Source organism: Lacunimicrobium album, assembly GCF_052161635.1.
Classification (GTDB): Bacteria; Planctomycetota; Planctomycetia; order Planctomycetales; family Planctomycetaceae; genus SXPC01.
In genome coordinates, this window is the sequence record NZ_CP197413.1 from 1,756,104 (window position 1) to 1,781,934 (window position 25,831).

Consider the following 25,831-nt stretch of genomic DNA (forward strand, 5'->3'; position numbering starts at 1 on the left):
TGACATGAAGTAGATTCACCTGCACAACGTTTTTTGCGGCCCGCAGACATGTCGACTTGTTATGCTCGCGAGGCAGAACGTCTTGATTTGGGGGCACACGGTATAAACGCCGTGGGAGCCGAAAAGTTTCTGTCGTTGAAACAACTTTTTGCGTGAAAAGAATATGAAAAATGTCCACTCCGTCCAGCCAGTCGCCCGCTGACAATCGGATCAGGATTGCTTTCTGTATCACAGAACTCGATCCCGGCGGGGCGGAGCGCGCACTTTGGCAGATCGTTAAACATCTGGATACAAGCCGCTTTCAGCCACTCGTGATCAGCTTACAGTCAGGTGGCGAAATCGCTCAAAGGCTGAGGGAGTTGGACGTCGAAGTCAAAGAACTGGGCGTTATATCAGCCACCGGCTTCCTGCGATCGATCAAGCAGGTCAAGCTGATCTTGCGCGAGTTTGTCCCGCAAATTGTGCAGGGCTTTCTGTTTCATGGGAATATCGTTTCCAGGCTAGCTGCGCGCGGGACAAGCGTTTCTGCAGTCGTCAGCGGTGTTCGAGTCGCAGAGCGTCGCTCCCGAGGCTATCTCTGGTTAGACCGCGTTACATCTCGATGGGTTGATGAGTTTATCTGCGTCAGCCAGGCTGTCGCGCAATTCACCATTCAAGTGGGACGAATCCCCGCAGAGAAGGTCAGCGTCATTCCCAATGGAATCGATCCTCTTCCAGATTCCGAAGAAGCCTGGTCTCGCAATGATCTGGGAATCGAGGAAGGACAGAAAGTTCTCCTGTTTGTCGGGCGACTCGATCGTCAAAAAGGGATCGATCAACTGATGGAAGCGATGCCTACGCTCTCCGGTAGTGAACACGATTGTCATCTGGTTTGTGTTGGAATCGGTGAACTGGAAGCCACTCTCAAAGCCAGGGCAGGACAGCTCGGGCTTTCCAATCGGATCCATTTTCTCGGTTATCAGCAGGGGCTCAAATCCCTGTATCAGTTGGCAGATCTGCTCGTCTTGCCATCCCGGTGGGAGGGGATGCCGAATGTGGTTCTGGAAGCCCTTTCCTGCGGTCTCCCGGTGGCGGTAACGGCAGTTGAGGGGATTCAGGAAATACAGGAGAAAACTGACGGAATCTTCACGATTCCCGATGTCTCGGCTGGTACAATCAGCCAGTCGGTGCAGAACGCACTGGAAGCCGTGGAACGGCGGAAACGGGACGCTGGAAGTTCCCAAGTCATTTCCTTCCAATGGGATACGTGGAGGGATGTCGCAGCCCAGTATGAGGCGTGCTACGAAAAACTGCTGTCCAGACGACAAGCATGAGACGGATCGCTCGGCAGGATGCTCTGCCTGCAAAGATTTCTGAAAATTCAAACCTCGCTCGCCTTCAAGAGTTACGTTCACCAGACCCATGCGTGGGATCTTCGCGCGAAGAAACCGGCTTGATTGAACGATCAGATCTGAATAGATTAAACGCCTCAGTGGTGAAAAGTGGGGATAAGTGGTAAATGCCGTTTACCGGAACCTATGATCGGTCTCTGGACGAGAAACAGCGTTTGCCTGTCCCGAAACAGCTGCGCGACGAGCTGGCCAAAGAGTCCAGTTCCTGCGTTCTGTACATCACCCCGGGCACCGATGGATCGCTCGCGATCTATTCGGAGAAAGCCTTTCAGGAATACGCCCAGATGCTCTCGCGTCTGTCGGCCAACGACCCGCATGTGCGGACCTATATGCGTCTGTACTATTCGCAGGCCGAACAGGTCGAAATGGACAAACAGGGCCGGATCCGCGTCCCCGATCGATTGATGAAGCTCGCCCGACTGGAACACGAAGTCGTTCTTCTGGGTGTCCATCAGCACATCGAACTGTGGGACAAAGGATTGTGGGAGCAGTTCCTCACGAAGAATCAATCAGAATTCGATCAGTTTGCCAGCCAGCTGCAGGCGGTCCCCATACCGCCAGTTCCCAGCTCGCCGACAGCAGGCTGATCATTGGAAGCACCGTAGCTACCGGGCTTTAGGTGTACGAGCAGCACGGAGTGCTGCGCCAGTCAGCGAAGTCTTTTCGCTGACTGGCCATCATTGACCCACCCAACTTGGCAATGGATGGCTAAGGGGTCTCTGGTGAGTCATTTCCCCGGACAGGCTTAATGTGAATGCTACAATTCATGTTGCGAAGTCTGGATTCGTATCGTGAATCAGGTCGCTAACTGGTAGGAATCGCGGGTCGTTCAAAAACCCGTTTTGAATTCCTGAACCAATTGCCCGCCATGTCGACCGTCCATATGCCCGTGATGCTGCGTGAAGTCCTGGATGGACTCCAGCTGCGCCCTGGCCAGACGATTGTCGATGGAACGGCGGGCGGCGGCGGCCATAGCGCTGAGATTCTCAAACAGATCGGCGAGACCGGCCGACTGATCGCTGTTGACCGTGATGCCACCATGTTGGCCCGTGCTGCGGAAAAGCTGAATGATCCTCGAGCCATTCTTAAACGCGGCTCTTATATCACGCTACGAGACATCCTCAACGAACTCTCGATCGACCGCGTCGATGCGATCCTAGTCGATCTGGGTTACTCCTCCGATCAAATTGCCGACGTCGAACGTGGATTCAGTTTCTCTTCCTCTGGTCCTCTTGATATGCGGTTCCATGTCGAAGAAGGCAAACCGGTCTGGGAGATCCTCAAGACCATCGATCAGGCTGGTCTCGAACAGATCCTTACCGAATACGGCGAAGAACGATTCGCTCGCCAGATCTCTGCAGCCATCATCGCGGTTCGGAAGCATCCAGAGCCGATGACTGCTGTCGAACTGACGTCTCTGATTGAGCAGGTTTACAAGCAGGCCGGCGTGCATTCCTCGGGCTCGAATATCGCGACGCAGACGTTTCAAGCATTGCGAATTTACGCCAACTCCGAACTCAAACACGTCGAACAATTACTGACCAGCACTGCTCCCGACTGCCTGAAAGTGGGCGGGAGAATGGTCGTCATCACGTTTCACTCTCTCGAAGATCGCCTTGTCAAACAGTGCTTCAAAAAGAAACAGCTGTGGCAGGAAGCGACGAAGAAGCCGATCGAACCTCGCCCGACCGAAGTCCGTTTTAATCCGCGGAGTCGGTCAGCCAAGATTCGCATCGCGACTTACCAGCCTTCCGGTTCCTGATCCCGCCTGACTTCCCCTCTCGATTCCCACCGTCCCGATCCAAACAGTCCTCAAGCATGGAAGCTGAGACATGTTGAGTTTCAAGCCTCTGTCGAACAATATTCTGCCGCCAACGTCCCGTTCTGGACGCATTCAGGAGACCGGTCTGGCGATGGTGATGATCACCTGCCTGCTGGGTGTCTTTGGATTCCTTGTGTTCAAACGTAGCGAGCAAAATCAGCTTCATGCCGCTCAAACAAACGAGCGTCCTGCGAGTCCTCCTGCTTTGTCGCCGCCAATGTCGAATGCAAGACCCGATGGCCAACGGAATGCTCCCCGAGCATTTCCCAAAGAGAACCGGGATGCTGCCTCGGCGATGAACGATCCGTTCATGGCTCCAAACGCTGAGGCTCCCAGGCCGACACCGCTGAATGCTGTTCGATCAGCTCAGGAATCGGACAACCCCTGGGCTGCTTTGGGCGCTGCCCCTCAACAGAAAGAGGATGCCCCACAACCATCTTCAAATGGCGTGATGTCGCTGTTTGGTGATGAGCCTGCCCCACGTCTGGAATCAGGACGACCACAGATTTCCAACAAGCCACAGGATCAACGCTCTCGCGTCATTAATGATCCCTTCATCACGCAAACGTCTGATGTGCCAGCACCACGTCCATCCGAATCGGCTCCTACTCCGAAAGCACCGCTGCCAGCCGATCCATTCTTTTCTCCTCCGACACACAACGAAGCCGCCCCTCGACCGAATTTGCAGGCACCTGCACCAAAGATGGGCTTCGAATTTGGTTCTCCGAGCGAGAAACATGATCACGATCACGGCAATCGTCAGGAAGCACCGGCTCCTTTGAATGGACCACGTTCGAACGAACCTGCACCGCATCCATCGAACGATTCTCGTAACCCGTCCGCTCCTCGTCCAGATGCTCCCAATCCTGACTATCGCGGTGGTTCACGGAATCAGGAAGCACCGTCTCCGTCGTTTCGGGATTTCTCGAACAACGAGAATGCACCTCGTCCAAATTCAAACGGCCAGCAATCCAGTAACGACCCCGCTCCTCGCCCCTGGGGGAATGACAATTCCAATGACCGCCCCTCTCGCCCTCCTCAAAGCGATTACGGTTTCCGCGACGAAGCCCCTCGCCCGTCTCGCGATCAGTGGCAGCAGGACGCACCTCGCCCGTCTCAAGGACAAGGCAATGACAATGGCTGGCAGCCGGTCCGTCCTCGCGAAGAGGCGCCGCGACCGGAAGCACCACGTCCAGAAGGTGGTCGACAGCCGTTTGATAACTTCCCTGAAGTTCAGCATCAAAGTGGACGTCGCAATGAGGACCGCAGTAACTGGGATCGCAATGACCGTTATGCCGAGCGTGGCCGAGACGAGGCTCCTTCTCCTCACCAATCGGGATATCCAACTCCCAAATTCCTGCCACCGGATGAGTGCATCAATCCGATGTCTGTCCGAAACCAGGACGCCCCCAGACCGGATGCACCAATCCCTCAGGCCCCAACGCCACAGACTCCTCGTCCTCAACACGGAGGCGGGTTCGATCGCGACTTCATCGAATCTTCCAACACCGGCAATGGCAACTATGTTGTCCAGCCAGGTGATACGTTCTGGGCGATCTCTCGCAAGCAGTATGGAACGGCCCGGTATTTCGCCGCTCTCGAAGAGTACAACAGAAACAACCTGCAAAGTGGCGGGATCCTGAAAATCGGCAGCCGGGTTTCGATCCCGTCTCCACAGTCACTCGATGCCATGTACCCACGACTGACAGGCCACAATACACAGAACGTCACACAAGCCTCCAGCCAGGGCCCATCGGGCTTCTTCTACGGCGAAGGCTCGACTCCTCTGTACCGCGTCGGCCAAAGCGATACCCTGACCGATATCGCGCAGAATCACCTGGGACGACAAGCTCGCTGGATGCAGATCTACGAACTCAACCGCGACCAACTCTCAACCCCAGACCGCCTGCAAATCGGCATGGTCCTGCGACTCCCCAACGATGCCTGCAAGGTCCAAGTGACCTCGGGACAGCGTGAATATCGCTAGATCATAATTTGTCTGCCACAGATGATTCAGAGAGGAAAGAAAAATGAACCGCAGATAAACGCAGATCAACACAGATAAGAAAATAGTCAGAATTCTCTCTCTTATCTGCGTCCACCTGCGTTTATCTGCGGTTCAAAATGACTTTCGTCTTATCCGTGTTTCTTCGTGTCCATCCGTGGTTCGTTTCTAAAGACACTCTCGTGCTAACCCGATTCCTCGTTGTCTTTGTGTTGATCCTGGGCATCTGCCTTCTAGGCATTTGGCTGGATCATTGTCACAACGAGATGACCCTGCGAATTGCCCGTCAACATTTCCAGATGCAGACATTAAAGCAGCAGAATCAGCAACTTCAGGCCGAATGGCAGAAGTCCCAGTCAAAACTCCTTCTTGAAGCCGAGACTCCGACCGATACTCGTAAACGATGACACTCCCTCTCGACATCCCGATCACCCCTGTGAGCCGACGAGCCTGGTTCATCGGGGGGATATTGTGTCTGGCCTGGATGGGAGTCATGGGCAGGCTTTGCTATCTGCAATGGTGGCTGCATCCGCGTTTAGCGACGGCTGCCCAGCGTCAGCAGTACACGTCGATGGAAATCCCTGCTCGCGCGGGGGATATCGTTGACCGCCGCGGGAGGCTGCTGGCGACATCAATGGCTCGTCCCAGCCTGTATCTGGTTCCTAAGAAGATTCTCGATCGGAAAGCCTACGCGGAGTCGGCCTGCACCGCTCTCAACACGACTGCTCCTGAACTCGAAAAATTTCTCACCAAACATGCGACCAAGGGCTTCGTCTGGTACGAACGCCGCATGACCTGGGAACAGGCCCGGGCATTTCGTGAACTGAAGATGCCACGCGAGACGTTTGGCTTTCAGGATGAATTTCTGCGCGAGTACCCGTACGGCGACCTCGCCTGCCACGTACTCGGACTGCGCCAACTCGATAACCAGCCCTTTGGTGGTCTCGAAGCAGCGATGAACGACCAGCTGGCGGGAAAACCGGAAGTCTGGCATGTTCAGCGTGATGCACTCGGCAAGGTCGTTGAAGTCTTCCCCAATGACGAGGCCGAAGACGACATCAACCAGGGCAGGACCGTCACCAGTACGATCGATATCGTCCTGCAGAAACAGACCGAAGAAGTTCTCGACGAACTCATGACCAAGCACGCCCCCAAGAGCGCCTGCGCGATCGTCATGGACCCTAAAACTGGCGATGTCCTCGCGCTCGCCTCACGGCCGTCTTACAGTTATGCGGATCTTGCTCATGTCCCGGAAGGGGGTTGGCATAACGGCGGGTTGACGATCCAGTATGAACCCGGATCGACGTTCAAACCATTCATCGTCGCGATGGCGTTGCAAAATGGCTATATCGCCAAAGACGAAATGATCGACTGCGAACGAGGCGCCTATCGCATGGGCCGACGAACCCTGCACGATACCCATGCCTACGGCTTACTATCGCTGACCGATGTCCTCGTCAAATCGAGCAACATCGGCATGTCGAAGATCGGCGAGAAGATGGGCAATGACGCTCTCTTCGATGCCATCACCCGATTCGGCTTTGGTCGACGCTCCGGGATCGAACTAACCGGCGAACTCCCCGGCCTTGTCCGTCCTCTCGAACAGTGGACGAGCTATTCAACTGGCTCCGTCACCATGGGCCAGGAAATCTCGACTACGCCCCTTCAGATCCTCGCAGGCACCTGCTGTCTGGCGAATGGCGGTCTTCTCATCAAACCTCGGATCATCCGCGACGACGATCATCTCCCCGTCTCGTCACAGGTCGTCAGCCCGGAAATCGCCCGCTGGTTGATCGAAGGCCCGATGGTCGAAGTCGTCAAACGCGGGACAGGCAAGACAGCTCAGCTGAAAGACTACACCGTCTTCGGCAAAACAGGAACCGCGCAGAAGTTCGACACTCAAACCGGCCAATACTCACACAGCAAGATGATCTGCTCCTTCGTCGGCGGCGCCCCCGCCAACGATCCCCAGGTCTGCGTGATCGTCACCGTTGACGAACCAACCAAAGGCGGAAGCGCCTACGGCGGAGTCATCGCAGGCCCCTCCTGCGCCAAGATCATCGACCGCGTCCTCAAGACGATGAAAGTCGTAGAGAAGCGAGACCTGGCCGGGGAAGAGGTCGAACGTCATTGATCTGGGTAGCCTGGGTTGTCCCCAACCCGGGCGTGCCGCTGCGGCACGAGAGAAACACGGGAATGGACGTTCGATGCGCGCTCGGCGTGTTTCTTGCGGCTTCGCCGTCCGGGTTGGGACAACCCGGACTACCCTGGAATTCTTGAGGGAACGACCGGAATGAGCGGAGTTAATTCATCACCGTCACGTTATTGACAAACGCCATCCCCGCATCGAGGCAGCATGACGCCTTGTTGACGAGTGTCTTGACGTAATAGCTGTCGACCAGACCTGTCACGGTCACACCATAGCAGGTCGATTCAATCCGCAGGTCTCGGACCTGGTTTCTCGTTTCGTCGAGGATCATCCGTTGAACGACATCGGTAATCGCCTGCACGCGCAGGTTCAACATCGCTGCGCGTGACTGGAAAGCCGATTCCGGAACAAGTCCGTCAAGTCCCGTCAGTCGTTCCTGGAGAATCGATTCGCAGCCATTCGCCGAGGCTGCTTCGCGGTGACCGCGCTCGTTAACAATGGTCGTGACTACATCGGTTGGGGACATGCCCCGGGTTGCTTCAATCATCGTTCCTCCGTGCCGTCCAACTGAAAATGTCGAATCGTGAACGCTTGGGTTTCTTGGCCCGAACGGGTCGATGCGGAGCAAGGAAAGCGTCTTGCGCCTGCCAGCACGACTGCGATCAAACGCCCTCCTGGGCGCGTGGATGTAATGCGAAGTTGTTTATACGACTGTCTCATCAAATAAGTCAACGTGATTCCGGGAATCTTCAGGACTTCCCGTCAGATAGAGTGGTCTCCTTTTCCTTCATGCCTGGACCTGATACCTTTGCAGTTCATCAACACCCAAAATTCAAGGACCGAAACGGGCCCCATTCCCATGCCTCGCGATTTCAAGACGGAAGCTCTCTCCCACGACCCGATCCACGGCTACATCCCGTTCGTTTCCAACGTCGGCCTGCCTCCCGGTGAGATTTCTGAACAAGACATTATCGACCATCCCTGGGTCCAGCGGATGCGTCATATTCACCAGCTGCAGACGGCTCACTTCGTCTTCCCGACCGCAGAACACATGCGCTTCCAGCACATCCTGGGGGCGATGCACCTGGCGTCTCGCGCGATCGAGCTCTGGTACGACTCGCTCGCGGAATCCTGTCCGAATACCCCCTCGAAGGCTTACGTCGAAAGCCTCGTCCGCATGGCGGCGCTGCTGCACGACATCGGCCACGGCCCCTTCGGCCACTTCTTCGATGACAACTACTCGGCTCAGTACAACCTGACGCACGAAGACATCGGCGCTCACATCATCCAGAACGTCCTGGGCGAAGCACTGCAGGGAATCCGTCGCAACCCCAACGGCATGCTTAAGCAGTTGGAAATCCTCGACCCGCGACAGATCGCCTGGTTGATCAAACGTCCGAAAGACAACCAGACCGAAGGTCATCCCGACTGGCTGAAGAAGCTGCGCTCGATGTTCTCGGGCATCTACACCGTCGACAACATGGACTTCGTCCTGCGTGACGCCTACATGTCCGGATACAACACCAAAGCCTTCGACGTCTGGCGGTTGCTACATTACAGCTTCTTCACGCCACAGGGCCTGACCATCCACGTCCGCGGCTTGCCGACGCTGATCAACTTCGTCGAAACCCGTGCGAACCTGTTCCGCACGATTTATTTCCATCGCACGGTCCGCGCCTTTGACATCGCGATCGAAGAAGTCTTCCAGGAGACGATGCAGCAGCTATTCCCTGGCAACCCGCTGGAACACCTCGACGATTACCTGTTGCTCACGGAGTCATCCTTTTTCGTCGATGTCAGCCGGTTCCGTAAGAGTTCTGACCCTGCTGTTCAGGAACTGGGACGCAAGTGGGCCCAGATTCTCAACCGCGAATTCACCTGGCACATGGCCTGTGAGCGAGTCCTCAACTTCCACTCCGCCAGCGCCGAACGGATGACGATTTTCTCAGAGACCGAATTCGTCGAGAAGCGTGTCCGCCAGCATCTCCCCAAGGAGATTCGCGACATCCCCCTCCGCTGCGATTCCCGCAAGCACTATCACCGCCCCCGCGGCCGTCTCCCGATGGGTGGCCAGAACTACCTGTTCGACCCCGGCCATGGAGGCCCTGTCGAACTCCACGACGACGAACTCTTCCGTCAGCTGCCCATGAGCTTTTTGATCTTCCGCATCTACGCCCACAACAACCAGTACGACGACCAGCTCAACGCCGCCCTCAATCAGGTTCTGGGGGATGTGAATGATGATAAGACGAATATGTAGATCGATGGATGAGGGTCTGTCCTCGCCACTGTCCCGCGTTGCGCCGACTCACCCGTGAATCTACGACGAATGGTGTGTCGTGGTTATGAAACCAGCCGAAGCCTTCATGGTCCCTGCAACCCGGTTTCAGTGCGCACACCTCGACTCTTTCCTGAGTCAATCCCTTTGGTCGACGACTGCAATCCGTTATCTTGCTTGTTCACGCTGTTGTTGCACCTCGCTTCACGGCAGTCTGGACTCGTCTGAAGGTACACCATGAAAGTTGTCATCGTCGGCGCTGTTGCAGGCGGTGCCTCGGCTGCGGCTCGTTTACGTCGTCTCAATGAGTCCGCACAGATTATTCTCTTCGAACGCGGTTCGGAGCCCTCGTTTGCCAATTGCGGCCTCCCATACTACATCGGCGGCATCATCACCGAGCGACAAAAGCTGCTTGTTGCTCCCAAGAAGCTTCTCAAGGAACGCTTTCGTCTCGACGTTCGCACTCGAACGAATGTCGAGTCCATCAATCTCGAAGCCAAGATCATCACTGCTCGTAATCTTGACACGGGCGAAGTCACTGAAGAATCGTTCGATAAGCTGATTCTCGCGCCCGGTGCCTCTCCACGACGCCCTGACATCCCAGGGGCAGAATCTGATCGTCTTTTCTCTCTGCGTGACCTATCTGACGCCGACCGTATCTACTCCCAAACAGCCTCCGCGAAATCCGCCATCATCATCGGCGGTGGTTTCATTGGCATCGAAATGGCCGAGAACTTCATTCACCGCGGCTTGAAGACAACTCTCATCCAGCGTGATTCTCAACTCATGACACCTTTTGACCCCGAGATGACAACTCCACTCCTGATGGAACTCAAGGCTCGCGGGGTCGACGTGCGTCTCAACGCAGCCCCTGCGAGTTTCACGACAGACGATCAATTCCATGTCCAGCTCGCCTCTGGTGAAACCGTCACCGCTGACTTTGGCATCCTTGCCGTCGGTGTCCACCCTGAGAACGGACTCGCTTTGAACGCGGGTCTTAAAACGGGGCCACGCGGCGGTATTGTCGTCAACGCTCATATGCAGTCCTCTCATCCAGATGTCTATGCCGTCGGTGACGTCATTGAAACTCGCAGCTTCCCTGCCGACGCGCCTGTCCAAATTCCTCTCGCTGGGCCCGCCAATCGACAGGGACGCATCGCTGCTGATCATATTGCGTCTCGCAACTCACGCTTCAGAGGTGTCCAGGGAACCGCGATTCTGGGAGCCTTCAACATCGCTTTGGCGATGACTGGTGAAAGTGAGAAATCACTCCGACGCTCGAACACGTCCTATCAGAAAATCTATATTCACCCTGCCAATCATGCTGGCTACTACCCCGGTGCCAAAGGCATGAGCCTGAAGCTCCTGTTTGATCCCGTCTCGGGCAAGATCCTTGGCGGTCAAGCGGTTGGTGGCGAAGGGGTCGATAAACGCATTGATGTCATCTCGATTGCCATCCAGTCCGGCATGACTGTCTTCGACCTCGAAGAAGCAGAGCTCTGTTACGCCCCGCAGTTCGGCTCTGCGAAAGATCCTGTCAACATGGCCGGATTTGTTGCCTCTGGTGTCGTCCGCGGCGATCATCCTGTTGTGCACCTTGCTGATCTTAACGAAGGATATTTTCTGCTTGATGTTCGCACGCCAGCAGAATTCGCAGCTGGCGCTCTTCCCGGCGCCATCAACATCCCGATTGATGAACTTCGTGAGCGTCTGAGCGAACTCCCTCAAGATCGCCCCATCGCGGCTTACTGCAAGGTTGGTCAGCGTGGCTACAACGCGACTCGTCTGCTCATGCAGCATGGCTTCCCCGTGCAGAATATTTCCGGCGGATACACGACATATCAACTGACGCAGACTGTGGTCTCAACTCGATGAGAAAGTTGTGAATGGAATTGACCTGTCCGGTTGTTTCCTTTATGACCTGAGAGGTACGGCTTATTACATTCTCACCGTCTGAAATTGCACAGGAACGCCCCCATGTTGAAACGGATTCGCTTCAGTTTGTCTCTGACGCTCGCGGCGCTGGTCGCCGTCACAGGCTTGTCGACACCAGCCGCCACGGCCGCTGATGTTCGATGCGACGCACGTCTGCCTGAAAATGTTTACTTCCTGATCTCTGTTCCTAACCTGACCAAGACCAAAGAAGCGTTCTTCAAGACCCGCACCGGACAGGCGTTCTCAGATCCTGCTTTCAAGCCATTCTTCGAGCAATTCGAGTCGAAGATTGAAGAGATGAAGACCAAGTTCGAAGAAGAAATGGGTCTGCCGATCGCTGACTTTCTCGACATTCCACAGGGCGAAATCACGCTCGCCGTCATGAAGCCACCACGCAGCTCGCTGGCTGGAGCAGCCATGCTGGGCTATGGCGATGCCGAGAAGACTGTCAAAGAACTTCTCGCCAAGCTGGATGATAAAATGAAAGAAGAAGGCGCTGAAAAGACGACCAACACCGAAACCGGTGTCGAAATCTATGCGTACCACTTCCCAGATAGTGATACGCCACTCCAGGCTGAATTCACCTACTTCATGAAAGACGAGACTCTCGTCATGACCAGCAGCCTCGCAGCTGCCAAATCCATCATTCAGCGCTGGGACGGCAAGAACACCGAAACCTTCGCTCAAGAAGAATCCTGGATGAAGATCCTCGATTCGTGCAAAGTTCCCGGTGATGCTGATTTTCTTGTTTACCTGAACCTGATCGATCTGGCTCGCGTTGGGATTGCAGCTGGCGGGGAAGCGACTGCTCCTGCTCAGATGGTCCTCGGCTTCCTGCCAGTTCTCGGACTCGATGGTTTCAAAGCGGTCGGCGGTCTGGCCAAGCTCGATGCTGACAAACTGGATTCGATCAGCAAAAGCCTGGTCATCGTCACTCAGCCAACCACTGGTATCCTCAACATGTTCAAGCTGGAAAAAGGCAACTTTGCTCCCGCCAAATGGGTTCCCGAGAACACCTTCAGCTACACCGCCTTCGATTGGGACGTTGTTGCCGCTTACAAAGCAGTTGAAACCATGGTTGATTCATTCCAGGGACCAGGCGCGACTGCTGACGCCCTCGACGGCGCCGAACAACAAATCGGCCTTCACCCAAAGACAGATCTCATCGACGCACTGACTGGTCGCTTTGATATCGCTCAAGTCGCTGGTGACGAAGAAGACATCACTCCGACCTTCTTTGTCAGCATTGGCTTCAACAAAGAAGAAGCCGCTGAGAAAATTCTTGGTATTCTGGCCGAACAGGAAGTCATCGTCGAAGTCGAAGATGAAGCCCAGCCTTCTGACGACGTGACCGTGTACATGATCAACCCGGACAACATGGGTGGTGACGAAGATGCAACCGTGATCTACGTCGCCTACTCTGGCGAGGCGTTCCTCATTGGCAGCAGTGAGGACATCGTCATGAACGCGATCAATGAAGAAGAGCCAGAAAAATCTCTGGTCAATGACGCGACTTATAAGGCAGCTGCCAAGCAGTATCCTAAAGATGTCCTGCTTTACTCGTACACCAATGCGGGCTTGGCACTCAAGGGTTACTACGAGCTGCTGAGACTGGAAGGCCCTGACGCTCTCGACGCAACTGGCCAACTCAGCCAGACCTTCGAAGGCATCGACTTCTCTCTTCTTCCGGAATTCAGCAAGATCGAGAAATACTTCGCCGCCAAGGGCAGCTACATGCTCGAACACCCAGAAGGCGCGATCTCAACGGAATTCTCTACGAAGTAGTATTATAAATCACTTCCAAGATGAGAGTGGGCGACAGGCAACAGCAGACTCCTACTTCTCTTGAAAGACAACAGGCAAAGTCTGTCCGGATTCTGTCTCTGTATAAGCAAATCAAAAGGCGGTCTGACATCCAGTCAGATCGCCTTTTTTCATGAAGTGTCACGATTCTCCCGGCCCCTCACCAAACCCGCACAAAAATGAGTTGGAACTCCTCATGAGTATGCTATAACGAAGTCGCCGCTCGCCTTATCGGAAGATCGAAGTCAACTCGCAGGAAATGCTCTCGAAAGCAGCCAGATGTATCACGCCGAACACGTGCCGGGTCTTAATTCACTGGTCGATCTCTTCAACGAAGTCATTCGTGAACAATGCGGCGACGCGTTAACGGATACCATGAGCCGTATACGTCGTCTCGCGTTCGAACGCCGTGCGGGTATCCCCGATGCCGAGGACCGACTGCTGAAAGAAATCCAGCGGGTCTCTGCGGATGATCTGCGTTCGATCATTCGCTGGCTGAGTACGTACTTCGATCTCGCCAACCTTGCCGAAGACCATCAGCGTATTCGTACGCTGGAACAGCGTCACAAACAGGCCTCCTCTCAAAAAGTCACGCCACGCGAATCGATCAGTGAAGCGATCGCGATCCTCAAGAAGCAGGGCCTCACCGCCGGTCAGGTTCAAAGCTGGCTCGACCGTCTGCTTATCGAGCCCGTCTTCACTGCACACCCCTCTGAAGCAAAACGTCGCACGACACGCGAACTCCTCCGGGGCTTGCGCCATAATCTCCCTGCGTACGATCAGCCCGGCGATCCTAATATCCTTTCCAATCCCAGCACGCTGCTGTGCGACCTGACCGTCCTCTGGCAGACCGACTCGCTTCGTCCTCAGCGGCCTGGCGTCCTGAGCGAAGTCGAACGCGGGCTCTTCTTCGCCGAATCTCTCTGGGATGTTATTCCTCTCGTCTATAAAGAAATGCGAGCCGCACTCGAAGAACACTACCCGCACCACCAGTTCGAGATGAAGCCCTTCTTCTCCTTCGGCACCTGGATTGGCGGCGACCGCGATGGACACCCTTTTGTCACCGCAGACATTACCAGGCAAACGATCGGCCTTCTCCGTTCCGCTGCGATCGCGCGTCACCTTCAATGGACTCGCAAGCTACTGCGCGTCTTCGTCATTTCTGACCAGCAGATCGGCACCTCCGAAGAACTTAAGCAGCAGCTTGAACTGCGCTGCAGCAAGTGGCCCAAACTCCTTAAACGCGTCGAACGCTCTTCTCCCTTCGAGCTTTATCGCCGCTGGCTGAAAACCATTGAGTACCGCCTGGAAGCTTCTCTCGAAGAAGCCAGTGAAGGCGAACGCTTTGAAAAAGATGCTCCGTACTTTGAGCCGGATGAACTTCGTCGCGACCTCGAACTCGTCCGCAGCAGCCTCCTGACTCACCAGGGACAGCGGATCGTCGAAGAGTACCTCCAGCCCTGGATGGACCTCCTTGCGACCTTTGGCTTTCACTTCGCCTCCCTCGATATCCGTCAGGATTCCCTGACGCATCGACAGTCCATCGAAGAACTCCTCAAAGCCGGAGGCTGCGTTACTGATGCCGAACTCGATTCCGAAGACGCCTGGATCAAGCGACTCTGCCAGCTCGACGCCTTCCCCAACATCAAGCTCGACAGCCTTTCGGAGACGACTCAAGAGGTCATCGCAACCTTCGAGCTTCTTGTCGAACTCCATCATCGGTATGGCAAACGAACCCTCGGCGGTTACATCATTAGCATGACCCACCACGTCAGCGATATCCTGACCGTGCTGTGGTTCTGGAACGCCGTCTGGAAGAAAACGTATCCGAAGGAAGAAATTCCTTACCTGCCGATCATTCCTCTGTTCGAGACCATCGAAGACCTCCAGAACGGTACCGAGATCACCGAAACGCTTCTCAAAAACGACGTCTACCGTTCTTACCTCAACAAAGCCGTCACCGCCCACCAGATCATCATGGTCGGCTATTCAGACAGTACCAAAGACGGCGGCTATCTCACTGCTGCCTGGAACCTCATTCGCACCCAGGAACAACTGGCGCGTCTGGCTGAAGAGCAACACGTCGGCCTGACCATCTTCCACGGTCGAGGCGGTTCGCTTGGTCGCGGGGGTGGTCCTGCAGCCCGGGCGATTCAATCTCTGCCACCGAAGGCAGTCGGCGCGAAACTTCGTATTACTGAGCAAGGCGAAGTCCTCGCAGAACGCTATGACAACCCGGTCATCGCCCACCGTCACCTCGAACAATTGACACACGCCACGCTCGTCGTCAGCGCTTCCAACGAAGAAGGCATGCCCACTGACTGGGCCAGTACGATGGACGAGATGTCGGCCCTCGCTCTGAAAAAATACCGCGAACTTGTCGAACACGACGACTTCCTGACTTACTTCGACAAAGCCACTCCGATCAGCGAAATCGAAGGGCTCCCGATCGGCTCACGTCCTGCAAGACGACGTGCCCGCAAGTCACTGCGAGATCTCCGCGCCATTCCCTGGACGTTCGCCTGGACCCAGTCCCGCCACCTGATTCCTGCCTGGTATGGCTTCGGAACGGCGATTGAACAGTATGTCGATGCCAACAGCGGAGACTGGATCAAGCTTCAGTCGATGTATCAGAAATGGCCCGTCTTCCAGGCAATCATCGACAATGCTGAACTCGCCCTCGCCAAGACCGACATCGACATCGCCCACCGCTATGCACGGTTAGCAGGCCAGTCAGGCGAGTCGATCTGGACCCGCTTCCGCGAAGAATTCCAACGCACCAGCGGCTGCATCTGCCTCATCACGGGCCAGCACGACCTCCTGGAAAAAACGGCCTGGCTGGGCAAATCGATCTCCAGCCGCAACCCTTATGTCGATCCGCTCAACCTGATTCAGATCGAACTGATGACCCAAACCCGGGCTCAGGAGGAACAGTCCGAACAGGTCCAGGAACTGATCCGCCTCACCATCCAAGGCATCGCCGCCGGCCTGAGAACCACTGGCTAATGACTTGCAGTTCGTCCCTTCTCCCTTGAGGGGAGCCGTATTCCGTCCCTTCTCCCTTGAGGGGAGAAGGTGTCAGCGCTTCGCTGACGGATGAGGGTGGGCGATAGGCAACAGCAGGCTCACAATGCCTGATCGACTCAAGGCATCATTCCCATTCCTCACCCACCTGCCAAGCGGATCCCCGAAAACTGCCATCGCGTCTCCGGCGGGAAGAAATTCCGGTACGTCGAACGCAGATGATCGGTCGAGGTCGCGACCGAGCCACCTCGTAACACATACTGATTGCACATAAACTTGCCGTTGTACTCCCCGACCGCTCCTGCTGCTGGCTGAAATCCGGGATACGCGACATACGGACTCGACGTCCATTCCCAGACGTCGCCATAAAATTGATGCGACGACATCATCCCGCGATGCGTCGGTCCGACTGGATGAAACGCTTCAGATCGCTCCAGCAGGACATCCACAAAACGTCCATCAATCGGCTCATCTCTGGCAGCAATTTCCCATTCCGCTTCACTCGGCAGCCGTTTGCCAGCCCAACGTGCATACGCATCCGCTTCGAAGAAACTGACATGCGTGACCGGGGCATTCACATCGATGTCAGCGAGTCCCGCCAGTGTAAACGACTTCCACTCGCCGCTGCTTTGTTTCCAGTACAAGGGGGAAGTCCACTTGTTTTGCTGCACTGTTCCCCAGCCCATTGATAACCACAGCTCCGGGCGTTGATACCCGCCGTCATGCATGAACGCCAGATAGTCGCCGTTCGTCACTAGTCGATCATCAATGTCGAACGCGTTCTGATAAACTTTGTGACGCGGGCCTTCGTTGTCGTAAGCGAACCCGTCTGCTTGATGCCCAATTTCATACAGCCCACTGCCGTAGGACAGCGAATTCACACCATGCGGCTTTAAGCTGACAGGCAGGGTCAATGTCTCGTCGTAGATGATTCCCAGCGGATGCTGGCTCAGGACGTGCTTGATATCTGTGAGGATCAGTTCCTGATGCTGTTGTTCGTGATGAAGCCCCAGTTCAATAAGTCCACTGACATCGTGACCGATCGATGGCGATTCCAACAATTGCAACATCGCCGCATCGACATGCTGACGATAAGCTACGACCTCCGCGACCGTTGGTCGGGAGAGAAACCCACGTTGACTTCGAGGAAACTGCTCGCCAACGCCGTTGTAGTATGAGTTGAACAGATACTCATACTCAGGACGAAACACGCGATAATCGACTGTTTTCTTCAGAATGAATGTCTCAAAAAACCAGGTCGTATGGGCCAGATGCCATTTCGTAGGACTGACATCGGGCATCGACTGAATCACCTGATCCTCAACCGCGAGCGGTTGCACCAGTCGCTGCGTCATCCCACGCACGCGCAAGTAGTCCCGATAAAGCCGTCCCACTGCTTCAACTCGATCTTCAACACCGATACTCATCGTCTACCTCAGTGATTTCTGTGCCTTCTATGGCAAATCATTCTCTCACGGCGTCAGATACAACACCGCAAAATACTCCCGATCATTCGTCCAATACCTTCGCAGTGATAACCCCGCTTCTCGGGCCATCTCGCGGAATCCGCCAATGGTGTACTTGTAGGAATACTCCGTCCGGATGAGTTCCCCTGCTTCCAGTGAGAAGATGTGATCCCCAATCGCGATCTCCTGCTCGATGAGACTTTCGATCGCGATCTCAATCCTGCCCAGTCTTTGATTGTAGACCGCATGGTGCTCGAAGCCATCATAATCGAGTCGTGCGCCAAGTTCCCTCTGCATCCGCAGCAGCAAATTTAATGTAAAGTCTCTTGTCACCCCTTCGGCATCGTTATAGGCATCGTGCAGGACCAGCGAGTCTTTCTGCAGATCGATCCCGATCAAGAGCCCTCCGCGTCGGTCAATCGTCTGACGCACATTGCTCAGCAGCGCGACTGCTTCTTCGGGCTGGAAATTCCCAAGAGTCGACCCCGGGAAGTAGACCACTCGCTTTTCCACTTCGATATTCGATACGGGAATCTCAAATGGCTTCGTAAAGTCTGCAGAAACCGGCAGGATCTCGATCTCAGGATATGCATCCTGCAGCCGACCAGCAGTCTCGAGCAGATGGTCTCCCGAAATATCGACGGGGACATACGCGGCCGGTGTTTGTAAATGGTCCAGCAGAATGCGAGTTTTCAGACTGCTTCCGCTGCCATATTCGATCAGCATCGACCGACTGCCAATGCGGGCCGCCATGGCAGGGCCATATTCCTGCATAATCGCCAGTTCTGTCCGCGTGACGTAATATTCCGGCGTCTCACAAATGGCGTCAAATAACTGTGACCCGCGTTGGTCATACAGATACTTACTCGGGATTCGTTTCTGTTGTCGTGTCAAACCTGAGACGATGTCTTTATAAAACTGCTGATGTTCACGTTCTGCATGGAGCTTCACTAACGCTTGCGGACTCATGGAGCGAATACTTTCACGAGGGATTTGGGCCTTCTGCTCACCATCCGTGTGAACAGGCTGACGCGCGACGGGCTGACGGATTTAAGCTCACAACGATTTCCCGTACGCCATTTTCGCAGTTAGTCGGAATATGGCGTGTGAGCTTTCACATGTTTTGCGTTTTTATGCAAATTCATTGCCATTATCCTCAAGTGTCAAGATTCGCTGGCTGATTCACGTTCCCGACGCGTTGTATCTCCTTGACAGATACCGGCATGAGGTGGATCGCGGTCGCTTTGATTTGGGCGATAATTGGATTCCCCGGCGCGAGCTGCAGTTCGTCAGCAGCATGACGAGTGACCAGCGCGGTCAATAAATGACCGATGTCAACCTGCACCCGCTTGAGCGCCCCCGCCTCGTCGATTGAATGCACAGTCCCCCTCAGCTGATTGCGAACACTTGTCACATCGACCGGCTCTGCCGACCGCCTCAAGGTGACATCCTCTCCTCGAATACACACATGCACTCGCTCTTGTGCGTCGTCGGGGCATACGGCGAGGAACTCCTGTTCCGCCACTTTCACGACAGCCATTCCAGCTTCTCGTCGCGTGATGACTCCGGTCAGGATCGTCTCGACTCCCAGCATCCGCGCGACATCCACATGCTGCGGGGACGAAAAGACGTCTGCCATGCGACCCTGCTGCAGGATTTCGCCATCCTTCAAGACCGCCAGATGTGTCCCCAGCGCGATTGCTTCGCGACGGTCATGGGTCACCACGATCACCGGCTTTCCAAACGCTGAGAATAGCTCCCTTAACTCCGTCCACAGCTTTTCCCTTAACAACGTATCCAATGACGACAACGGCTCATCGAGCAGCAACACACGAGGCTTGACGATCAAGGTTCTCGCGAGCGCGGTTCTCTGCTGCTGCCCTCCAGAAATCTGATGCGGGAGACGCGCTGCGCAGTCACTGATCCGAAATCTCTCCAGATACTCCCCGACCAGCCGACGACGCTCTTGAGGGCGGATCTCACGGAGTCCATACGCGATATTCTCAAACACCGTCAAATGAGGAAAGAGGGCATGCTGCTGAAACAGCAAACCGATTCTCCGCTTCTGCGTCGCCATATCGATTCTCGCGGCTGCATCGAACCAGACATGATCGCCACACGCGATCCTCCCACGATCCGGCTTCGTCAGGCCAGCAACACAGCGCAGAACTGTCGACTTTCCAGACGCTGACGGCCCAAAGAGAATCTGCACTCCCGCTTCCTCGGCAGGCATTGAGAACGCCGCGCGGATCACGACATCACTGGAATACGCCTTCTCGAGATCGACCTGCAGCAAATCATTCATCGCAGCCACCCCCTTGGTCGCCACGCCTGAATCACCACCAGGAGGACGATCGATACCGCCACCAGGATCAGCGCCGACTGATTCGCCTGCTGATATTGCAGCCCCTGCACATCATCATAGATTGCCAATGCCACCGTTCTCGTGCGTCCATCTACATTCCCACCCACCATCAGGATGACACCAAACTCTCCTATCGTGTGTGCGAACGTCAACGCCATGCCGCTCACGATCCCCGGCCAAGCCATCGGCATCACGATGCGACGAAACGACCTCCACGGCCCATCCCCTAAGCAGGCTGCTGCTTCCAGTAATTCCTCTTCCACTCCAAGAAACGACGCCACCATCGGCCCCAGCATGAACGGGATATTCGCGATCAGCGAGGCCACGAGAATCCCCATGAACGAAAACGCGAGCGTTTCCCCCGTCACCTGTGTGTACCAACTCCCCGGCCAGCGTTGTGGCCCCAACACCATCAACAAGTAAAACCCCAGCACCGTCGGCGGCAAGACCAACGGCAGGGACAGAATCGCTTCAATAATCGAACGCCCAGGAAACTTTGCCCGCGCCAGCCACCATGCCAACGGCAGGCAGACAACCAGCAACAGCAGCGTCGTCCACATCGCCAGCGCCAATGTCACTGTCCATTCGGACGTTAGCATCTAACGCTCCTCCGGCGAAGCAAATCCGAACTTCGCCAGTTCTGCTCGCGCCTCAGCGCTCGTCAGATACGCCTCGAACTCACCTGCTATCTCGATGTCACCTTTCGACTTGATGATCACGCCCGCCTGGATCAACGGCGGATACGCGTCCAGCGGCACGTCCACAAACCATCCGGTTTTCATCATCTCCTCCGACATCGCCAGCGACTTGGCAATCAATCCCACCTGAGCTGCTCCGCTTTGAACATACTGAGCCGCCTGTGCGACATTCTCTCCGAACACCAGTTTCTCTTGGAGCGCTTCCTCCAGCTGATAATACCTGAGTGCTGCGATTGCTGCCTGGCCGTACGGCGCATGCTGGGGATTCGCCAGCGAAACATGCTGGATCGAGGGATCCTCCAGCACTTTCAACCCGGGTTCAGTAAGTTCCAGCTTCGACGAATTCGGCACCCACATCACCAGATGTCCGCGCGCATACGGAAACGGCTTTTCGCTCACTGCTTTCCCCGCATCAATCAGTTTCTGGGCGTACTGCTCATCTGCCGAAAGAAAGATGTCAAACGGCGCTCCATTCTCTATCTGAGCCAAGAGGGTCCCTGACGCCCCGAATGTCAGGTCCAGCGTCGTTCCCGCATGGGACTTTTCAAACGCCACTTTCACTGCAGGCAGCACAAACCGCAAATCCGCCGCGGCGGCGATACGGAGTCTCTTCGTCGCTGGCGTGTCAGCTTTCGGCGTGAGTGGTTCCGTCTTGGCGCATCCACCAGTGACGAACATGGTGATCGCCATCGCCGCTCGTAAAAAAAACATCGGGCTCCATTCGTCAAGAGGTTGTCTCAAGTGAGACGTCCATCTTGACCAATGTGCCCGTTGTTTTCAAAGGCATCGCGAGAAAGGCGTTTCATGCGCGGATGAAAACACAGGGAGCTGACACTCCCCGCTTGCCTGCGGATTACTTCTTCTGCTTGTAGTATCCCGCCTTCGGGTCCCCTGCAGACATCAGGTAGGCCGTCAAGTCTCGCAGCTCTTCGGGGCTGAGATTGTTGATCAGCTTCTCTGGCATCTGAGAGATCGGTGATGGCTCTTTCACTTCGATCTGGTCAGCAGAGACGACGACTTCCTTCGCATTCGGGTCGGAAGGATAGATGACGAACTTCCCATCGCGTTCGACGACAAGCCCGGTGTATTGAAGCCCGTTGGTGAGAACAACCGTTGTCGACTGATACTGATCGGAGATGTTCTTGCTCGGTTCAATGATCGATTCGATCAGGTACTTTGCATCGAACTTGTTCGCGATCGTTGTCAGGTCAGGGCCGACATCCCCGCCCAAGCCAGCGAAACGGTGACACTTGCCGCAGGTCGTCGCGAAGTACAAGTTACGTCCGCTCTCAAAGTTGGCGTTGTTCATACCCGCCTTGTTGACCGCTTCCATTGCGTCTGGAATCGTCCACTCCCGCCCCGGTCCCTTCGGCTGAGTGACTTCGAAATCAGGCTGCGGCTGGAAGGATTCACCTGAGAGATCGGCCAAAGCCGCACGAACGTCGTTCGTTGTATTTCCCAGGAAGTCATCGCGAATCAGCTTCAGATAACCAGGATAGCTGGCTCCTCCGGAAACCTTACCCTGTGCATTGAGGAACGTCAGGAAGTCTCGGCGTTGAGACAGCGTCCAACCGCTCTTCTGATTCTTGAGATAATAAGCCAGTCGCAGACCAAACAGATCCGGCGGATTCTTGAACATCTCTTGAATCGTGCCGCCGTAATGTTTGTTGTTCTCCAGTCGCACGACCCAGGATTCCAGCGGAGCCCGCTTTCGATCGACCAGCAGCGCGACACCCTTCTGAGCAATGCCAGGAGCATTGACTGCCACCAGCAACTTGATGACTTCGGCCTGAATGCGGGCATCCGCATCAATGCTTTCGATCATCGGCTCAATCTGGGCAATAATCGCTTCTCGAGTCTTCGCATCCGGGAGCCCGATCCGACAGAAGGCGACGTCATAAGCTCTGAGCAGTCCCAAAGCCTGCATGGTATTGAGAGACTTAGGATTCAGCTTCAGCAGCGTTCCGAAGACAATCGACTGCTGGTCTTTCGTCCCAACACGAGCCAACGCGATGGCAGAAGTGATCTGTGCCTGTGGTCGAGTCTCGCTGGCGACTTTCGAGGCCCACTGCTCAACCGGTTGTGCTTCAATGGCAACGCGAGCCGCGTATCGCAGGACGCGGTCTTCGCTTGCCAGCAACGGCCAGGCCGCTTCAATCGCAGCGGGATCAACGACACCGTGATACTTCTCAATTGCTAAACGTTGCTCGCGCATCTTCTTGACATCTGCAGAAAGCGGAGCTGTCGGAGCAGCCAGGCTATCTGTTCCGACATAGCTCACGCGGTACAACGCTGAGGTCGCGCCTCGTCCGCCCGTCGTGAAATACAGGTTGCCATCACTGCCAACAGCAGCGTCGGTGACTGGCAAAGGACTGCCATTCAGAAACGGTTCGAGGACAGCTTTGTAGCTGCTGCCTGATGGTTCAAGGTGAGCCGCATAGATTGTTCCGAACGTCCAGTCGAGTACATAGATCGCATCCTGGTACTTGGTCGGGAACTTCAGCCCCTGACCAGAAACGACTCCCGTTGGAGACCCTGGACCGATATCGAGAATGGCTGGCAGAGTGTCCTCATAGTAGTCAGGACTTTTATGTGAGCCGCTGCGCCATCCGAAATCAGAACCGCTCGTCGCGTGCAGGATGCGTGTCGGACGATAGAACGGCATGCCGAAATCCCATTCCATATCGGCGTCATAAGCAAACAGATCGCCATGGCGATTCAGCGCGATATCGTACGTGTTACGGAACCCCATGGAATAAAGTTCGTGTGACTTCTCGTTCAGGTGGAACTTCGTAATGAAGCCCCCGGGAACCAGAATCCCACGAGCATGGCCGCGAGGGTCCCAGTTGCGTGGAAACAGCTCATCTTCTGCATACGCCTTCACGCGATAACGAGCGACATCCTGCGGCAAGTGACTGTGGTTCCCGGCCACCAGATAAAATCCATCGCCTTCGTTATTGTCGATAATGGCATGCGTACCGTGTTCTCCACTGCCCGTTGCAGAGGGGAGTTTCTCAACTTTGTCGAGCTTGCCGTCTCCATTGCTGTCGAAGGCGCGGTGCAGTCCTGTTGGCTGACGGTCAAAGTAGAGACTTCCCTCCCGCATCAGCAGTCCTTGAGCACCGGTGATATCCAGCTCGATCTTCTCGACGACAGGTTCGCCGGCAGTGTTGAAGGTAATGTGATAGACGCCTTTGTCCTGCTGATCACTGGCGATCAACCCATTCTTGCCGTCTGAACACAGAGCGACCCATGAGCCTTGCTCATCTCTGGGAACGTCATAAATCCGCTCGACTTTGAAGCCGGCCAGTGTCTCAATTTCTTCCGCATACGGCTGGTTTGAACCAGAATCTCCACCTGGAATCCCCCAGGGCTCTCGTCCAATCAGCCCCATCTCGCGCGAAGGCTTGCCCCAGTTCGCTGCGACGGTTTGCTTATTCAGATCATTCCCGCCGCCTGTGTGATGCAACCAGGTCTTATCCGAAACCAGCGTCGCCGTTTTGCCGTCATCGGTTTTCACAGACAACTTGAAAACAAATGCCGCCACTCCTTCCTCGTTTTTGCAATCGGCAGTAATGAGGTTCTTGCCTGCCTTCAGAAAGGACTTTACATCCTTCGTCGTCGGCGTCTGCCATTCGTCCGAGGTGGCAACCTTCTTGCCGTTGATGAACAGAGTGACGATGTTATCGCAGCTGACGTACAGCTGGGTTGATACCGGCTTGCCAGTCAGTTCGAGTTCATGTCGAAACTGAACCGCGTCAGGATTCTCGTCCGCCCAGATCCAGTTTGGCTTCGGATCTTTGCTCACAAAATCCGCTGGCTTCTGGCTGCGGGCAGCTGGTTTGGCAGCAGCTGTCTTCGTCTCTGCTTTGGCGACTTCTTCGAGCACCTTCGCCCCATCGTCTTTGGTGAGTGGACGATATTTAATGCTCTTGATCTCGACGGTCATCTCAGGGCCAGCGTGCAGTTGTAGTCCAAGAACTCCCTGCGCTGTTGCTTCTGGCTGCTCATCAGTGACGTCAATCGTAGTGACGCCATTAACCTGATGGATCAGTCGATTGCCGACACCAATCACGCGATAGGTATTGAACTCGTCTGCCTCGAACTGAGGAGTCTTGGGCATTTCCCGAGTGACTTTGAGTTTCCCGCCAGCCGGCAGCGTCCCCTTCTGACCGCGAGTCGCGATGATTCCTCGTCGCTTTTCGTCATACATCATCCCCAGATACTCAGGAGCAGGGTGAATATCGCATTGATATCCTTTGAGGACATCAGGCGTTCCCACTGTCTCGCTTCGATACTGGATCCCGCTGTTGTTGCCTTCTGCACGAACTTCGGCGATCAGTTCAAAGTCCGCCAGCTTGCCATCCTGCCACACGAGGAACGTGTTCCCTTTGACTGGTTTACCGACGGATGTCCCGACGATCTTGCCATCTTTGACGGACCAATGCCCCTCAAGACCTTTCCATCCGGTCAGATCTTTGCCGTTGAAAAGATTTTGAAAGTCATCCGCAATCGCGAGCGATGGCAACCCAATCGCAAGCATCAAGGCGAGAGCAAAACGCATAAAGTGACCTTGTCTGGAGGAGCAAAACAAATGGGCTTATCAACTGAGAACAGCGTCACAGGTCGGCTGCAACAACCGGCCTGTCTTCCCAAAGACTCACATCATTCCTGCGAACCTATCACAGTGATTTGTGAAAATACACGTCATCACTGCAAAATGCCGCATTTAGACGTATAAAAAAAGCTCCATAGGAATACAAGCAAGGTTTTCGCTTTTCGGTATTATTTCAGCATGATTTGGCCACGGCAGGCTTCGATCCGTCAACGAAATTCGATATATTCAATGGTAATTAGAAATTGACGGTATTGCGTTCCCATCGCAATCAGGGCAA

The 25,831-nt window shown here is 55.2% G+C and carries 17 protein-coding genes; 10 read left to right on the forward strand and 7 right to left on the reverse strand.

The annotated features are described in order from the left end of the window. Positions 1-170 precede the first annotated feature (170 nt). From SH248x_RS07005 to SH248x_RS07030, 6 genes are all read left to right on the forward strand, one after another. Entirely contained in the window at positions 171-1,313 is a 1,143-nt protein-coding gene (locus SH248x_RS07005) for a glycosyltransferase family protein (RefSeq protein ID WP_459557811.1), read from the forward strand. A 185-nt stretch (positions 1,314-1,498) separates the two neighbouring features. After that, on the forward strand, positions 1,499-1,978 hold the full coding sequence (mraZ, locus tag SH248x_RS07010) for a division/cell wall cluster transcriptional repressor MraZ (RefSeq protein WP_459557812.1): 480 nt from the start codon (positions 1,499-1,501) through the stop codon (positions 1,976-1,978). 281 nt (positions 1,979-2,259) lie between these two features. Continuing rightward, positions 2,260-3,153, forward strand: coding sequence for a 16S rRNA (cytosine(1402)-N(4))-methyltransferase (gene rsmH / locus SH248x_RS07015; protein ID WP_459557813.1), 894 nt, complete (start codon positions 2,260-2,262; stop codon positions 3,151-3,153). 70 nt (positions 3,154-3,223) lie between these two features. After that, positions 3,224-5,200 carry a LysM peptidoglycan-binding domain-containing protein gene (locus SH248x_RS07020; protein WP_459557814.1) on the forward strand — a complete coding sequence of 659 codons (1,977 nt, stop codon included), beginning with the start codon at positions 3,224-3,226 and terminating at the stop codon, positions 5,198-5,200. A 200-nt stretch (positions 5,201-5,400) separates the two neighbouring features. Continuing rightward, the gene (locus SH248x_RS07025) at positions 5,401-5,625 is read left to right on the forward strand and encodes a hypothetical protein (protein WP_459557815.1); all 225 of its coding nucleotides are present in this window, start codon (positions 5,401-5,403) and stop codon (positions 5,623-5,625) included. Further along, complete coding sequence (locus SH248x_RS07030) at positions 5,622-7,352, forward strand: peptidoglycan D,D-transpeptidase FtsI family protein (RefSeq protein ID WP_459557816.1); 1,731 nt, start codon at positions 5,622-5,624, stop codon at positions 7,350-7,352. Before SH248x_RS07025 ends, SH248x_RS07030 begins: the two co-directional genes overlap by 4 nt. A gap of 169 nt (positions 7,353-7,521) precedes the next feature. Here the strand turns inward: SH248x_RS07030 and SH248x_RS07035 are convergent, their stop codons facing one another. Further along, complete coding sequence (locus tag SH248x_RS07035; protein ID WP_459557817.1) at positions 7,522-7,914, reverse strand: hypothetical protein; 393 nt, start codon at positions 7,912-7,914, stop codon at positions 7,522-7,524. Between the two features lie 312 nt (positions 7,915-8,226). On the opposite strand from SH248x_RS07035, the gene SH248x_RS07040 reads away from it, so the two are divergent. The 4 genes from SH248x_RS07040 (at position 8,227) to ppc (ending at position 16,389) form a co-directional block, all read left to right on the forward strand. Next, a complete protein-coding gene (locus SH248x_RS07040; protein WP_459557818.1) occupies positions 8,227-9,627 on the forward strand; it encodes an HD domain-containing protein in 1,401 nt (466 codons plus the stop codon). Positions 9,628-9,882: 255 nt separating this feature from the next. After that, a complete protein-coding gene (locus SH248x_RS07045) occupies positions 9,883-11,520 on the forward strand; it encodes an FAD-dependent oxidoreductase (protein WP_459557819.1) in 1,638 nt (545 codons plus the stop codon). 102 nt (positions 11,521-11,622) lie between these two features. Next, positions 11,623-13,365: a DUF3352 domain-containing protein gene (locus SH248x_RS07050; RefSeq protein WP_459557820.1), complete on the forward strand. Its 1,743-nt coding sequence runs from the start codon at positions 11,623-11,625 to the stop codon at positions 13,363-13,365. A gap of 297 nt (positions 13,366-13,662) precedes the next feature. Next, a complete protein-coding gene (ppc, locus tag SH248x_RS07055; protein WP_459557821.1) occupies positions 13,663-16,389 on the forward strand; it encodes a phosphoenolpyruvate carboxylase in 2,727 nt (908 codons plus the stop codon). Between the two features lie 158 nt (positions 16,390-16,547). Here the strand turns inward: ppc and egtB are convergent, their stop codons facing one another. The 6 genes from egtB to SH248x_RS07085 all read right to left on the reverse strand — a co-directional run bounded on the left by egtB (position 16,548) and on the right by SH248x_RS07085 (position 25,500). Further along, on the reverse strand, positions 16,548-17,834 hold the full coding sequence (gene egtB / locus SH248x_RS07060) for an ergothioneine biosynthesis protein EgtB (protein WP_459557822.1): 1,287 nt from the start codon (positions 17,832-17,834) through the stop codon (positions 16,548-16,550). Between the two features lie 45 nt (positions 17,835-17,879). Further along, a complete protein-coding gene (gene egtD, locus SH248x_RS07065; RefSeq protein WP_459557823.1) occupies positions 17,880-18,842 on the reverse strand; it encodes an L-histidine N(alpha)-methyltransferase in 963 nt (320 codons plus the stop codon). A 187-nt stretch (positions 18,843-19,029) separates the two neighbouring features. After that, entirely contained in the window at positions 19,030-20,178 is a 1,149-nt protein-coding gene (locus tag SH248x_RS07070) for an ABC transporter ATP-binding protein (RefSeq protein ID WP_459557824.1), read from the reverse strand. Beyond that, complete coding sequence (gene modB, locus SH248x_RS07075) at positions 20,175-20,837, reverse strand: molybdate ABC transporter permease subunit (RefSeq protein ID WP_459557825.1); 663 nt, start codon at positions 20,835-20,837, stop codon at positions 20,175-20,177. The genes SH248x_RS07070 and modB overlap by 4 nt, the downstream gene beginning before the upstream one ends. Then, the gene (gene modA / locus SH248x_RS07080) at positions 20,838-21,647 is read right to left on the reverse strand and encodes a molybdate ABC transporter substrate-binding protein (RefSeq protein WP_459557826.1); all 810 of its coding nucleotides are present in this window, start codon (positions 21,645-21,647) and stop codon (positions 20,838-20,840) included. It abuts the gene before it with no gap. A 142-nt stretch (positions 21,648-21,789) separates the two neighbouring features. Continuing rightward, positions 21,790-25,500 carry a family 16 glycoside hydrolase gene (locus SH248x_RS07085; protein WP_459557827.1) on the reverse strand — a complete coding sequence of 1,237 codons (3,711 nt, stop codon included), beginning with the start codon at positions 25,498-25,500 and terminating at the stop codon, positions 21,790-21,792. Positions 25,501-25,831: the final 331 nt, after the last annotated feature.